Genomic DNA, 14,224 nt, shown 5'->3' on the forward strand with positions numbered 1-14,224 from the left:
CTGGGTATTCGCATCCGGTACCAATTCCATGACTTCGTGATTTTTCACGAAAAGGAAGACGAGTGCGAGAGCCGGTGAGTGGATGGCCACGCGGGGAAGGCGGCCGGCCTGGAGCGAGGACTCAGGGAGGAGCGCCCCCCGCCTCGGTCTTGGTGCAAGCGGCCTTCGGGGAGCCAGCGGCGGTGGTTCCGGAAGGATCCGGTGGCCGGGCGGGGCAGTCGTCCACGGCGGAGGTGGTGCCGGGCCTGGTGCCACTTCCGGTCTTCTCCCAGAGGAAGAGGGGGCTGTCACCCGGCTCGCGCGCGTCGAGCCCCTGCTGGGCACGGCCCACGCGCTGGCGGAGATCCGCGAGCGACACCGTCAGCACCAGGCCCAACAGGGCGACGAAGCCCACCGCGTGCACCAGCGTCTCCACCCGCGCGGGCACCTTGCGGCCGCTGATCGACTCGATGAGCACGAACACGATGCGTCCCCCGTCCAGCGAGGGCAGGGGGAGCAGGTGGAAGAAGGCGAGGGCCATGGACAGGTTGACCATCACCCGCAGGAAGGCGCCCAGGCCGCTGCCCGCCGCCCCCGAGGACTGCTTCACCACGCCCAGTGGGTTGGCCAGGGCGATGCCCTGGGTGCCGCGCAGCAATCGCTCCACCATCCGCGCGCCCTCGAGCACGAGGTTGCCCGTGTGCGCCAGTGCCTGCAGCAGCGCCTGACCGGGCGCGTGCGCGCGGTACACGTACTGCTGGCTCACGCCAATGCGCCCCACGCCCCGCTCGTCCAGCCGGGGCCGCACCACCACCTCGCGCTCCTCGCCCTGTCGCTCGACGCCCAGGCGCAGCTCGCGTCCGGGCCGCCGCGCGATGAGCTCCACGAAGCCACTCCAGCTCTCCAGCGGCTCGCCATCCACGCTCACCAGCCGGTCGCCGGGCAGCAGTTGGGCGCGCGCCGCCTCGGAGCCGGGGGTGATGGTGCCCACCGTGAGCGGCACCACGACGTGCGTGCCGGTGGTGTAGAGCGCGAAGAGGACCCCGAGCGCGAAGAGCGCGTTGGCCAGCGGCCCCCCGAGCAGCACCAGCAGTCGCTTCCAGGGGCGCTGCGCCGGAAAGCTCGTGGAGTCCGTGGGCTCCAGGCCCGGCGCGTGGGGGTTCATCCCGTGGATGCGCACGGAGCCGCCCAGCGGCACCGCGCCCAGTGCGTACTCCGTGCCCCGCCACCGCCAGGAGAGCACGGGCGGACCGAAGCCGAGCGTGTACCGCTCCACCCGCAGGCCCAACAGCCGGGCGGCCACGAGGTGACCCAGTTCATGCAGCGCCACGAGCAGGCCGAGCGCGAGGAGCAGGGGAAGGTAGTGCATCCGGGGGGCTCAGAGCTTGCGGCGCTGGCCGGTGCGCTTGTAGGTCAGGTAGTCGGCGAGGATGGTGCCATGGTCGAAGCACAGCTCGCGGGGCAGGGCGTCCACCGGGAAGGCCCGCGCCTCGGCGGCGTCATCCGCGCCCCGGGGCTCGCCCTGGGCCCGGCCGATGAAGACGGTGGACAGGGTGTGGCGGCGGGGATCCCGGCTCGGGTCCGAGTAGGTGAAGAACTGCTCCACCAGCTCCACGTCCAGGCCCGTCTCCTCCTTCACCTCGCGCACCGCCGCCACGTCCAGGCGCTCGCCCTCGTCCACGAAGCCACCGGGCAGGGCCCAGCCCAGGGGCGGGTTCTGGCGGCGGATGAGCACGACGCGCTCGCCGGACAACTCGATGATGCAGTCCACGGTGGGCACGGGGTTCTTGTACGAGGCCATGGGGCGACATTCTAGCCGCCGGCCTCCCCATTGCACCGCGCATGTGGGCCCGTGCTGCGTTAGCCTGCTCGCCGTGGCCGCGCTCCCCCTGCTCCGTTGGTTCCTTCCGTGCACCCTGGCCCTCGGGCTGGGGGCTGGCTGTACCCGCGCCAACCTCCAGAACGAGGATCGCTACGAATTCACCACCGAGGAACTCATCCGGGATGACTGTGGCCTGCTCTCCTCGGAGGAGTCGCTCTGGGACGGCAAGCTGAAGATCGACGGCGATGTCGTGCACATGACCTCGGACTGGCGGGGCCTGCAACTCATCGGCTTCGTGCTTCCCCGCGGCGAGTTCAGCGATGACGCCTTCGTGCTCGATGGCAGCGAGTCCAGCGCGGCCATCACCCTGCGGGGCAAGCAGTGCCTCGTGGAGCAGGTGTGGATGCACCTGGAAGGCACGACGCAGTGCGCCACGCGTTTCGACGGCGTGCTGAGCGTGCGCATCGAGCCGCGGGTGGAGCAGCCCGAGTGCGCCTGCCAGCTCTGGGTGAAGTACAGGGCCGTCCAGGGAGCTGGGTGCCAGTAGGAAAGCTCTGCTTGAGACTCCGGACGCGAGCCCTCTAGAAAGGGGGTATTCCGATACGTCACACCGGAGGATCTCATGGCTGAAACACCGCGTCCGAACCCGCAGGCATTGGAATCCGTCCTCGTGGAGAACCGGCTCTTTCCCCCTCCGGAGGACTTCTCGCGCCGCGCGCACATCGGCAGCATGGAGGACTACCGTCGGCTGTGGGACGAGGCGGAGAAGAACCCCGAGGCATACTGGGGCGCGCGGGCGCGCGAGGAGCTGCACTGGAAGGAGCCCTTCCAGACGGTGCTCGAGTGGAAGCCGCCGCATGCGCGCTGGTTCGTCGAGGGGCGCACCAACCTCGCGTACAACTGCCTGGACCGTCACCTGCCGGCGCTCGCGGACAAGACGGCCATCCTCTTCGAGGGGGAGCCGGGAGATCGGCGCAAGGTGACGTATGGGGAGCTGTCGCGCCAGGTGAACCAGCTCGCCAACGGCCTGCGCGCGCTGGGCGTGAAGAAGGGGGACCGGGTGGGCATCTACCTGCCCATGGTGCCCGAGGCGGCGGTGGCGATGCTCGCGTGCGCGCGCGTGGGCGCGGTGCACTCGGTGGTGTTCGGCGGCTTCTCGGCCGAGGCGCTGCTCGAGCGCATGAACGACGCGGGGGCGCGGGTGCTGCTCACCGCGGATGGCGGCTGGCGCAAGGGCGCCGTGGTGCCGCTGCTGGACAACGTGCGCAAGGCGCTGCCGCAGATGAAGCACCTGGAGCACGTGGTGGTGCTCCAGCGCACCACGCAGGGCGCGCTGCGCCTGGAGGGCAAGGAGCAGTCCTGGAGCGAGCTGACGCAGAAGCAGTCGGACGTCTGCGAGCCGGAGTGGGTGGAGAGCGAGCACCCGCTGTTCATCCTCTACACCTCGGGCAGCACGGGCAAGCCCAAGGGCGTGCTGCACACGACGGGCGGCTACGCGGTGTTCGCCTCGCTGTCCTCTCGCTGGGTGTTCGACTTCAAGAAGGAGGACGTCTACTGGTGCACCGCCGACATCGGCTGGGTGACGGGCCACAGCTACGTCGTCTACGGCCCGCTGATGAATGGCGTCACCTCGGTCATCTACGAGGGTGCGCTCACGCACCCGGGCGCGGACCGCACGTGGGAGCTCATCGCCCGCGAGAAGATCTCCATCCTCTACACGGCGCCCACGGCCATCCGCGCCTTCATGCGCCTGGGGGATGACATCCCGCGCAAGCACGACATGTCCTCGCTGCGGCTGCTCGGATCGGTGGGCGAGCCCATCAACCCGGAAGCGTGGATGTGGTACCGCGACGTGATCGGCGGCGGGCGCTGCCCGGTGGTGGACACGTGGTGGCAGACGGAGACGGGCGGCATCATGCTCTCGCCGCTGCCGGGCGCGACGCCCACCAAGCCGGGAAGCGCCACGCTGCCCTTGCCCGGCATCCACACGGAGGTGCTCGACAAGCAGGGCAAGCCGGTGGGGGCCAACCAGGGTGGCCAGCTCTTCATCACCCGGCCGTGGCCGTCGATGCTGCGCACGGTGTACGGCGACCCCCAGCGCTACGTGAACACGTACTTCAGCGAGCTGCCCGGCATGTACTTCACCGGAGACGGCGCGCGGCGGGACAACGACGGCTACTTCTGGCTGATGGGCCGCGTGGATGACGTGGTGAACGTGGCGGGCCACCGCCTGGGCACCGCCGAGGTGGAGAGCGCGCTCGTCGCCCACAAGTCCGTGGCCGAGGCGGCGGTGGTGGGCCGTCCGGACGACTTGAAGGGCACGGCGCTGGTGGCCTTCATCACGCTCAAGAAGGGCGTGGGCCACTCGCCGGAGCTCAAGAAGGAGCTGGCCTCGCACGTGGGCAAGGAGATTGGCGCCATCGCCCGGCCGGACGAGATCCGCTTCGCGGAGGGGCTGCCCAAGACGCGCTCGGGGAAGATCATGCGCCGACTGTTGCGTGACGTGGCCAGCGGCAAGCAGACCACGGGCGACACCACGACGCTCGAGGACCTCAACGTCCTCGCGACGCTGCGCAGCGACGAGGAGTAGCGCCTCCCTCGCCTCCGGGCTCCTCGTGGCCACGTCCGGTGTGACGTGGCCACGAGTGACGCCGAGGTCATGCAACCTGGCCGCCTGCCTCCGAGCGCCGCTCGCCCATCGAATGAAGATCGCGGTGGTATCATCGCCGCTTGATCGATGAGAGCAGGGTCCGATGAATTCAATCCCGGGATACGCAGTCAGGGAAACGCTGTTCACCAGCTCGAAATCGCTCATCTACCGGGCGACCCGAACCGCCGACGCGCGGCCCGTGATCCTGAAGGTCCTGAACGCGGAGTTTCCCAGCATCGAGCAGGTTGCCCGGCTTCACCGCGAATACCGGCTGACGCGCGAACTCGCGATGGAGGGCATCATCGAGGTTCTCGCCCTGGAGCGGTTCGGCACGAGTGTGGCGATCATTCTCGAGGACTTCGGCGCGGAGTCCCTGGCTCGCCTCCTGACGGGCCGTCCGGTGGAACTCCCGCGATTCCTGGACCTGGCGCTTCGGCTCGCGGAGATCCTGGGACGCGTCCATCGGCGTGACGTGATCCACAAGGACATCAACCCTTCCAACATCGTCTGGAACCCGAGCACCGATGTGCTCAAGCTCATCGACTTCGGCATCGCGACGGAGCTGTCTCACGAGACTCCGGCTGTCTTCGGCTCGAAGGGACTCGAGGGGTCGCTCCCCTACGTGTCGCCCGAAGCGACGGGCCGCATGAACCGGTCCATCGATTACCGCACCGACTTCTACTCGCTCGGGGTGTCATTCTATGAGCTCCTCACCGGGCAGCTTCCCTTCACGTCGGCCGATCCCATGGAACTCGTGCACTGTCACATCGCGCGTGTGCCGGTGCCCCCGTGCGAACTCGTGCCAGGAATTCCGGCCGTTGTTTCCGACATCGTGCTCCGCCTGATGTCGAAACGGGCAGAGGACCGCTACCAGAGCGCCTTCGCGCTCGTGAGCGACCTCCGGCGATGTCTCGATGAACTGCGCGCGACGGGCACCATCCCCTCCTTCGAACTCGGACGCGGAGATGTCTCCGAGCGTCTGCGGCTTCCGCAGAAACTCTACGGGCGCCAGCGGGAGGCAGAGGCGCTCCTCGCTATCTTCGAGCGCGTGGCCACGGGCAGGGCGGAACTCGTCCTCGTGGCCGGCTACTCGGGCATCGGGAAGAGCGCGCTTGTCCACGAAGTGCACAGGCCGATCGTCAGACGTCGCGGATACTTCATCTCCGGCAAGTTCGATCAGCTCAGCCGGAACATCCCCTATGCCTCCCTCATCCAGGCCATCCAGGAGCTCGTCAGGCAGCTCCTCTCCGAGCCCGCGGAGCGGCTCGCGCACTGGCGGGAGAAGCTCCTGGCCGCGCTGGGCCTGAATACCTCGGTGATTATCGATGTGATCTCCGAGGTGGAACTCATCGTCGGGCCGCAGCCGAGGGCTCCCGAGTTGCCACCCCTCGAAGCGCAGAAACGTTTCAAGCGTGTATTTGAAAGGTTTTTCCGTACCTTCGCGGGGCCGGAGCACCCGCTCGTGGTGTTCCTCGATGATCTCCAGTGGGCCGATCTGCCGTCGCTTACCCTGATCGAGCAGCTCCTGACCGACTCGGACATGAAGCACCTGCTCCTGATGGGTGCCTATCGCGACAACGAAATCGACGCGGCGCATCCGCTCCTCGCGATCCTCGCCGGACTTGGCCGTGCCGGCGCGACCATGAGCACCATCTCCCTGGGTCCGCTCGAACGAGAGCACTGCATCGAGTTCCTGGCCGACACGCTGAACCGCGCTCCCGTGGACGTCGAGCCGCTCGCGGACATCTGCCTGCGCAAGACGGCTGGCAACCCCTTCTTCATGGGTCAGTTCCTGCTCTCCCTCTACAACGAGGGGATGATCCGCTTCGACGTCCAGGCGGGTATCTGGACGTGGGACATGGATCGGATCTCCCACACGCCGATGACCGACAACGTCGTCGCGCTGATGGAGTCGAAGATCCAGAAGCTTCCGGAGGATACTCAGCGCGTCCTCAAGCTGGCGGCTTGTATGGGTAATACCTTCGAGCTGAAGACCCTCGCCCTCGTGGAGGAGAGAGCCCCCCAGCTGTTGGCGGACTCGCTCTGGCCAGCGCTGCGCGAGGGGCTCCTCCAGCCGCTGGGCGACGCCTACAAGTTCATCGAGGCGCACTCCGCCGCCGCGGACTTCGTCACCGAGCACGGGAACACGGGCGCTCGGGCCGGCGGGTGGACCAGGGTCGCCTACCGGTTCCTGCACGATCGTGTGCAGGACGCGGCCCGAGCGCTGCTCCCCGATGAGGAGCGGTGCTCGGTCCATCTGCGGATTGGCCGCCTGATGCGCTCGGCGCTCCCCCCCGCGGAGCAGGACGAGGCCCTCTTCACCATCGTGGGCCACCTCAACCTCGGCTCGGAGCTGATCAGCCAGCAGCAGGAGCGGGACGAGCTCGCGGCGCTCAACCTCTCCGCGGGACGTAAGGGGCAGTCCTCGGCCGCGCATGCCGTCGCGCTGGGCTGCTTCGAAGCGGGGCTCGCGCTCCTTGGGGATGAACGTTGGACGCGCCGCTACGAGCTCGCACTCCAACTCCACACCCAGGCCGCGGAAGCGAGCTTCTTGAGCCGGGACTTCCAGCGGATGGAGCACCATGCCAACGAGGTGCTCGCGCACGCCCGTGGACTGCTCGACCCGTGCAAGGTCTATGAGGTGAGGAGTCATGCCCTCATCATCCAGAACCGGCTCGAGGACGCGGTCCATACCCTCCGCCACGGCCTGGCGCTGCTCGGTATCGAATTTCCGGCACGGCCGACTCCAGAGGATGTGGGCGCCGCGCTCGCGGAGGCCAGGGCCGCCCTCGGGGACCGTCCCATCGCGGAGCTCATCGAGCTGCCTCCGATGAAGGACCCCGTGATGCTGGCGGTGATGCGGCTGCTGTCGATCCTCTCCGCGCTCGCGTACGTCGCCGCACCGCCGCTCTTTCCGCTCATCGTGCTCCGCCAGACCGTGCTCGCGGCGAAGTACGGTAACACCGGGTCGATGGCGTACGGCTATGCCATGTATGGCATCATCCTCATCGGGGCCGTGGGGGACATCGACTCCGCCTACGCGCTCGCGGCGCTGGCCCTGCGCGTCCTCGAGCGCTACGAGGCTCGCGAGTACACGGTGCGCGCGCTGTTCATGTGGAACATGATCAGCGGCCAGTGGAAGGCGCACCTCCGCGAGAGCCTCCGTGGCCTCGAGGAGGTCCACCGGTCGGGGCTGGAGGAGGGCGATCCCACGTTCGCCGGCTGGGGGACGAACTGGCTTGTCATCCATTCCTTCTTCCTGGGACAGGAACTCTCCGGACTCGACCAGCGCGCGAGTGCCTGGGTCCAGGCGCTCGTCCAAAGCAAACAGGAGACCACCTGGCATTACACGCAGATCGTGCACCAGGCGGTGCAGAATCTGAGGGGGCTCTCCGAGGAGCCGTGCCGCCTGGTGGGGGCCGTGTACGACGAAGAGAAGATGCTGCCGATCCATCTCGCGGCGAACGATGCGTTGGGCGTGGCCTCGCTCTTTCTCTACAAGCTCCAGCTCTGTGTCTTGTTCGGGCGTCATGCCGAGGCGCTCGACCACGCCGCGGTCGTCGATCGCCATGTGGGAGCCGTGACGGGCACCCTCCATCTGCCGCTCTTCATCTTCTTCGATGTGCTCGCGCGCCTGTCGCTCTACGCCAGCATGAGTACCGAGGAGCGTGAGCGCATGCTGAGGCGCGTGGATGAGGGCATTGCGAAGATGCATCACTGGGCCGGGCATGCACCGGCGAATCATGGGGCGAAGCATGCGCTGCTCCTGGCGGAGCGTCACCGGGTGTTCGGCGCAACGGAACAGGCTCGGGTGGAGTACTACCGGGCCATTGCCCTGGCCCGAGAACACGAGTTCCGCAACGATGAGGCCCTAGCGACGGAGCGCTTCGCCTTGTTCCTGCGCGAGCGCGGGGAGCAGGATGTCTCGTGGCTCTTCATGACCCGGGCGCGTCACCTCTACCACCACTGGGGGGCCGAGGCGAAGGTGCGGGAGCTCGAGCGCACCTTCCCGGAGCTGCGCGCGATGGCCTCCCGTGGGGGAGAGGCGCTCCGCTCGCCCATCTCCACGGAGCGCACGACCACCGAGGATTCCCGCTCCTCGCAGGCGCTCGATCTGGTGAGCGTGCTCAAGGCCTCGCAGGCCATTTCGGGTGAGGTGGTGCTCACCGAACTCCTCGAGAAGCTGGTGCGGATCGTCGTCGAGAACGCCGGGGCTCGCTGGGGCCTGCTCATGCTCCAGGGGGAGCGGCCACTCGTCGCGCTCGCGCGGAGTTCACCCGGGGCCGAGGTGGGCACCGTCTCGCTTCACGAGACCATCGAGCAGGTCCCGGTCGAGTTTTCGCACGCGATCGTCCGCTACGTGGAGCGGATGCAAGAGGTGGTGGTGCTCGGCGATGCGTCCAAGGAGGGGGCCTTCCAGTCGGAGGCCTATGTGTTGGCACGCCAGCCGAAGTCGGTGCTGTGCATGCCCATCCTCCACCAGAAGAAGCGCGTGGGTATTCTCTACCTGGAGAACGAGTTGCTGGCGAACGCCTTCACACCCGAGCGTTGCGAAGTGCTCGAGCTCCTCGCCGCGCAGGCCGCCATCTCGCTGGAGAACGCCAAGCTCTACGACACGCTCGATGCACGGGTGAAGGAACGGACGCGGGAACTCTCCGATGCACTCCAACGCCTGCGGGAGACCCAGAAACAGCTCGTCCTCCAGGAGAAGCTCGCGGCACTCGGCAGCCTGACTTCGGGGATCGCACACGAAATCAAGAACCCGCTCAACTTCGTGAACAACTTCGCTGAGTCCACGATGACACTGGTGTCCGAACTCCAAGAGGAAATCCATCTCCAACGGGCCAGGCCAACGACGGAAGGGGCCGAGGCGGTGGAGCAACTCCTCGGTGAGTTGTCGACGGCCGCGAAGAAGATTTCCGAGCACAGCGGGCGTGCGGACCGGATCATCCGTGCGATGCTCGAGCATGCGCGGAGCGGTACCGGGGTGGCGCGGAAGGTGGACATCAACGCGCTGGTCCAGGAGCACGTGAATCTCGCGATGGTCGGCCATGGTGCGCGCAAGGGGGCCCTCGTGCTCGCGGCCACGCTTCTCGCGGACTACGACAAGGCGCTCGGGAGCGAGGTCGTCACTCCAGAGGAGATCGGACGTGTCATGCTGAACCTCCTCAACAACTCCCTCTACGCACTCGAGCTCAAGAAGAGGAGGCTGGGAGAGGGGTTCACCCCGGTTCTCGAGGTGAAGACCCGGAACCTGGAGGATCGATTCGAGCTGCGCATCCGGGACAATGGAGAAGGAATCCAGGCGGCGCATCAGGACAAGATCTTCACCCCCTTCTTCACCACCAAGCCCCCAGGGGAGGGAACCGGACTCGGCTTGTCGATCAGTCACGACATCGTCGTGCAGGGCCACGGTGGTTCCCTGGTCTTCACGTCCGAGGTGGGCGAATCGACGGAATTCGTGGTGACACTGCCGAAGCGCGCGAGCTGATCTGGGCGCGGCTCGGGTGGGAGGATGGACACGGATGATGAGCGAGTCACCGGACGTGTTGGCGGTGGAGGTGTCGCGGCGCTGCCGTGAGAAGGGCGTGCGCCTGGTGTTGGTGGAGGCGTGTACGGGCGGCCTCGTGTGTGCACGGCTGACGGAGGTGCCGGGCGCGTCGTCGGTGGTGGAGCGCGGGTTCATTCCATACTCGAACGAATCCAAGGTGGAGCAGTTGGGTGTGCCGCTGGAGTTGCTCCAGGTGCATGGCTCGGTGAGTGCGGAGGCGGTGGAGGCGCTGGCTCACGCCGCGCTGGAGCATTCTCGCGCGGACTGGGCGGTGGCGGAGACGGGCATCGCGGGGCCGACGGGAGGCACGCCGCTCAAGCCGGTGGGGCTGGCGTTCCTCGCGGTGGTGCGCCGGGGAGAGCGGGCCGCGGTGGAGCGTCACGTCTTCACGGGAGACCGGAGCGACGTGCGCCGTGCCATCGCGGACCGCGCCATGGCTCTGCTGCTCGCGCGGCTGGAGTCCGAATCGTGAGCGTGTGAGGTGAGGGACGGAGGAGGGAAGCGAGGATGAGGAGGGGGGCCGACAAGGAGTGAACGAGACGGACAATCAGGAATGTAGTCCCGTTCGCATTCGGCCTCCCCCCTCCGCCATGGGCCGGCAAGGGGTGAGTGAGACGGACAATTTGGAATGTAGTCACACTCGCATCCGGTCCTCGGCGTTCCTCAAAGCTCGGTGCTCTCGATGGACTTCACCCACCGGCGGGCATCCAACCCGTTCCGGGTGAAGTCCGACATCAGTTCGAACACCACATCCGAAAAACCTCCCACGTTGATGATGTCCTCGCGCTCCGGAGCCTGGGTCGTCCGGTACGGCTGGAGATCAATGCACACCAACCGCGCGTTCGGGTTGCGGCGCCGGAAGAGCTCCCACTGTCGCAGCGTCTCCGTCCCCACTCCCGCCCGCGCGTCCACCCAGGACTCGTTGTCCGACACGAAGACGACCAGCTCCCCCTTCGCCTGACGCGCGTTCAGCCACGCCAGCGGTGCGCTGCAATTCGTCCCGCCACCGCCCACCGCCGCCAGCCGTTGGGCGTTGGTCATGACGCTGTCACGCGCCTGGAGGGCCAGCGGCACCACGTCATGCTCGAAGGGCACCACCTGCGTGCCCGGGTTGCGGCGCAGCATGGCCGCCGCCATCAGCGCGGCCACGTCCACGCAGCGCACCGCCGTCGTCGCCCCCTCGCGATGACCCGTCACCGGCGACTGCATGGAGCCCGAGACGTCCACGCAGACATAGGCCCGGCCCTCCACGCGCGGCACGTTCTCGATGGCCACCTCCATGGCCTCCTCCACGGCATCGCGCACCCGGGCAGGCACCGCGCGCCCCACCGCGCGCCACGTCGCCAGGAGCTGGTAGGGGAACACCCGCGCCCGCCGCACCTCCGCCGGATCCGCCAGTCGCCGGGCGATCATCTTCTCCATGCCCTGCTGCTTGAAGACACCATGCCGGGCGAAGGTGTTGAGGTTCATCCGCGTCATCTGCCAGGAGGCCCCCTGGGCGATGCGCACCCACGCCTCCGTCTTCAGGGGCAGGGAGGTGAGCAGTTGAAAGGGCACCTCCGGCACCTCGCGCGAGGTGGGGCGGGCCTTGAAGTCCTCGTAGTGGGCCACCAGCGCCGGCAGCGCCTCGCGCGCGTGGGGCCGGCCCAGCAGATAGCCATAGAAGGCCTCGCGCTGGGCCGTCTTCGGCTTGGGGTGCACCATGCGGATGATGTCCGCCAGCGAGGGGGACTGACCCACCGAGTCACGAAAGAGCGTGTTCTCGTCGCGGGCCTCCAGCCACTCGCGCACCAGGCGCTTGGGAAGGCTACCCAGCGAGCGGCGGGCCACGAGCCCCGAGCGCATGATCTGCACGAAGGTGCGTAGCATGCGGCCGTTGTCGATGACGCGCGGGAAGACGCGGGGCAGCAGCTCGGGCCCGAGCACCGAGAGCACCGCGCACAGCAGCGCCGGGGTGTCCTTCATGTACCCACGGTGGCGGCAGTAGAGGGCCGTGCGCGCCACGAACTCCGGCTCCACCTGGCCGCTCAGCGCGAGCAACTGGTCGAGCTGAACCTCGGCCGCGGCGTAGAAGGTGCCGTTGAGGCAGCCGGTGGCCGCGTACTGGGCCAGCGCGTGCCGGGGCGTGAAGGCAAAGGCGGGAGCGCCCTCCTCGTTGAGGGCATCGGGCCGGGGCATCGCCGGGCCACGAGGGGTCTGGAAGAGGGACAGGTTCGCCATGCCCTTGCCTTGAGCATCAGGCGTGCCAGGCCGTCTTTCAGGGGGCCCGTCCACGTAAACCCGCGTCCCGCCAGGGACTTTCCTGGCCGGGACCGGGGCCCACCCGGGAAGTGCTTATCCCATGGGATAAGAGTCTATCCTCTGGGATAGGCAGGTGAAAAGCACCTGCTTCCGCCGGATGCTCACCCGTCAAGGCTTGACGGGGTGGCTGAAATACAGTTCCGAGGCGATGGTCTGAATCTGGATCTTGCCATTTTCGACCACGAAGGTGTCGCTGCCGAAGAACGCGTTTTCATTCTTCGGCGTATAGCGCCAGGTGAGGTAGATGATGCGGCCATTGATGGTGGGTTGATCCAACTGGTTCTGGCCGGTGCTGAAGATCTGGAACAACTGACGGAATGCCTGAGCGATGCCTGCTTTGCCGCGGATGACCTGATTGTTGAGAATCAGGATGGAGCTGTCGGTGTAGTCCGACGTGATGGCGGCGACGTCCTGGTCAGCCCAGGCCTTGATATGGTGTTGCCAGACTTCTTGGGTGCTCGGGGCGGCGGCCAGAGCCGGAGCACTCAGGGTCAATGCGGCGAGGAAGCTGAAAAGAGTGGTTTTGAAGGACGTGGCCATCGTGTTTCTCCAGGAGCGGGTTCGGGGAACGAGGCAGGATTTAACACGTGACCCTCGCGTCCATGGGATGGCTTGCCTTCAAGACTCTTTTGAGTCCGATTCAAAAGTGCTCCAGCGGGGTGTCAGTGCCCGCGCCCCGAGGGCTTTTTCGTCTCCAGGGGATCGACGGTGGTCCCCAACTGGCCGCGAAGCAGGCGCATGAAGCTCGCGATCTTCCGCTGGGTCTCTTTTTCGTCCGTGTCCAGGTTCTGCTCGAGGGTGAGGCCCGAGAAGAACGTCAGCACCAGGTCGGCCAGCTCCTGGGCATCGCCCGAGGGCCGCGCGGCCTCGAGGTTGCGCGCCAGGGCCGAGTGGAGGTGGCGCCGATTCTCGCGAATCAGTGTCTCGACAGTGGGAGGCAGCACCGCCACCTCGCGCAGCGAGTTGACCAACAGGCAGCCTGGCGAACCGTAAGCGCAGCGCAACCCGAGGGCGAGGAAGCGTTCGACGTTGTCCAGGCCCAGGGGTTGGGCGGAGAGGAGCTCCTCCGTGTGGGCCTGCTCGAGGTAGAACTTCAAGCTCTCGGTGTACAGGTCGTCCTTGCCCCGGAACTCGGAGTAGAGCCCCGACTTGTTGACGCCCGTGGCGCGCTCGAGGTCCTGAAGGCTCGTGTCGGCGTAGCCCTTCTTCCAGAACACGCCAATGGCTTTTCGCAGGACGCCTTCCCGGTTGAACCCCTTGGGTCGAGACATGTTCCACTCACTTTCGTTGGGCGAGGACGGCCCGTCCGACCTTCAGCTCCCTGGCGACGTTCGTCACGCGCTGCCCGAGGAACTCGGCGGTCCTCAAGTCGGCGGGCGGTGGCGCGACGTCCGAGGATTGATCGAGGTTGGATTGGGCCGCCACGCCCAGAGTGTACGCATCCCGGTTGAGCACGTCCTCGTTGGTGAAGGAACGGTTGTTGCCGTACGGCAGGCCCAGGTTCACCCAGTGCATGTGGTGCTGCGCCGCGAACGTCATGAGTTGAATCAGGGAGTTCTGCTTGTCGCCACCCCGGGAGCCGCCATTGGTGAAGCCCGCGGCTACCTTGTTGGCCCAGCGCTTCTGCGCGTACTGCAGGTGGGAGGTCGCATCCATGAAGCCCTTGAACTGCGCCGACAGGCTGCCCATGTACGTGGGCGCGCCCATGATGATGGCATCGGCGGAATCCAGCACGTCCCAGTGCTTCGGCGCATCCTCGGCCCAGAGGAGCTGGACCTCCGTGTTGGGCTCCTTCGCGGCACCGGCCGCGACCGCCTCGGCGACCTTCGTCGTGTGGCCACCACGACCGCTGTGATAGACGACCACCACTCGAACAGTCTCGGATGTATCGGACATGGGAGTTCCTCTTCTTTCGATGTGC

10 protein-coding genes are annotated in these 14,224 nt (G+C 67.1%); 4 read left to right on the top strand and 6 right to left on the bottom strand.

The features are described from left to right. Positions 1 to 121 precede the first annotated feature (121 nt). Both D187_RS31940 and D187_RS31945 read right to left on the bottom strand, forming a co-directional pair. The gene (locus tag D187_RS31940) at positions 122 to 1,348 is read right to left on the bottom strand and encodes a M50 family metallopeptidase (RefSeq protein ID WP_002624616.1); all 1,227 of its coding nucleotides are present in this window, start codon (positions 1,346 to 1,348) and stop codon (positions 122 to 124) included. A gap of 9 nt (positions 1,349 to 1,357) precedes the next feature. Next, the gene (locus D187_RS31945; protein WP_002624617.1) at positions 1,358 to 1,780 is read right to left on the bottom strand and encodes an NUDIX domain-containing protein; all 423 of its coding nucleotides are present in this window, start codon (positions 1,778 to 1,780) and stop codon (positions 1,358 to 1,360) included. A gap of 73 nt (positions 1,781 to 1,853) precedes the next feature. Here D187_RS31945 and D187_RS31950 point away from each other — a divergent pair, with 73 nt between their 5' ends. The 4 genes from D187_RS31950 (at position 1,854) to D187_RS31965 (ending at position 10,474) form a co-directional block, all read left to right on the top strand. Beyond that, positions 1,854 to 2,348 carry a hypothetical protein gene (locus D187_RS31950; RefSeq protein WP_002624618.1) on the top strand — a complete coding sequence of 165 codons (495 nt, stop codon included), beginning with the start codon at positions 1,854 to 1,856 and terminating at the stop codon, positions 2,346 to 2,348. Between the two features lie 75 nt (positions 2,349 to 2,423). Continuing rightward, entirely contained in the window at positions 2,424 to 4,391 is a 1,968-nt protein-coding gene (gene acs / locus D187_RS31955) for an acetate--CoA ligase (RefSeq protein ID WP_002624619.1), read from the top strand. A 163-nt stretch (positions 4,392 to 4,554) separates the two neighbouring features. Beyond that, a complete protein-coding gene (locus tag D187_RS31960) occupies positions 4,555 to 9,942 on the top strand; it encodes a trifunctional serine/threonine-protein kinase/ATP-binding protein/sensor histidine kinase (protein ID WP_043432384.1) in 5,388 nt (1,795 codons plus the stop codon). 34 nt (positions 9,943 to 9,976) lie between these two features. Further along, positions 9,977 to 10,474: a CinA family protein gene (locus D187_RS31965; RefSeq protein WP_002624621.1), complete on the top strand. Its 498-nt coding sequence runs from the start codon at positions 9,977 to 9,979 to the stop codon at positions 10,472 to 10,474. A 191-nt stretch (positions 10,475 to 10,665) separates the two neighbouring features. Here the strand turns inward: D187_RS31965 and D187_RS31970 are convergent, their stop codons facing one another. The 4 genes from D187_RS31970 to D187_RS31985 form a co-directional block, all read right to left on the bottom strand. Beyond that, on the bottom strand, positions 10,666 to 12,222 hold the full coding sequence (locus D187_RS31970; protein ID WP_002624622.1) for a TROVE domain-containing protein: 1,557 nt from the start codon (positions 12,220 to 12,222) through the stop codon (positions 10,666 to 10,668). 189 nt (positions 12,223 to 12,411) lie between these two features. Further along, positions 12,412 to 12,843, bottom strand: a complete 432-nt coding sequence (locus tag D187_RS31975) for a nuclear transport factor 2 family protein (RefSeq protein ID WP_002624623.1) — start codon at positions 12,841 to 12,843, stop codon at positions 12,412 to 12,414. Between the two features lie 122 nt (positions 12,844 to 12,965). Further along, positions 12,966 to 13,574: a TetR/AcrR family transcriptional regulator gene (locus D187_RS31980; RefSeq protein WP_002624624.1), complete on the bottom strand. Its 609-nt coding sequence runs from the start codon at positions 13,572 to 13,574 to the stop codon at positions 12,966 to 12,968. 7 nt (positions 13,575 to 13,581) lie between these two features. Continuing rightward, positions 13,582 to 14,199: a flavodoxin family protein gene (locus D187_RS31985; RefSeq protein WP_043432386.1), complete on the bottom strand. Its 618-nt coding sequence runs from the start codon at positions 14,197 to 14,199 to the stop codon at positions 13,582 to 13,584. Between the last annotated feature and the right edge of the window lie 25 nt (positions 14,200 to 14,224).

Origin of the sequence: Cystobacter fuscus DSM 2262 (assembly GCF_000335475.2) — a bacterium.
GTDB classification, from domain to species: Bacteria; Myxococcota; Myxococcia; order Myxococcales; family Myxococcaceae; genus Cystobacter; species Cystobacter fuscus.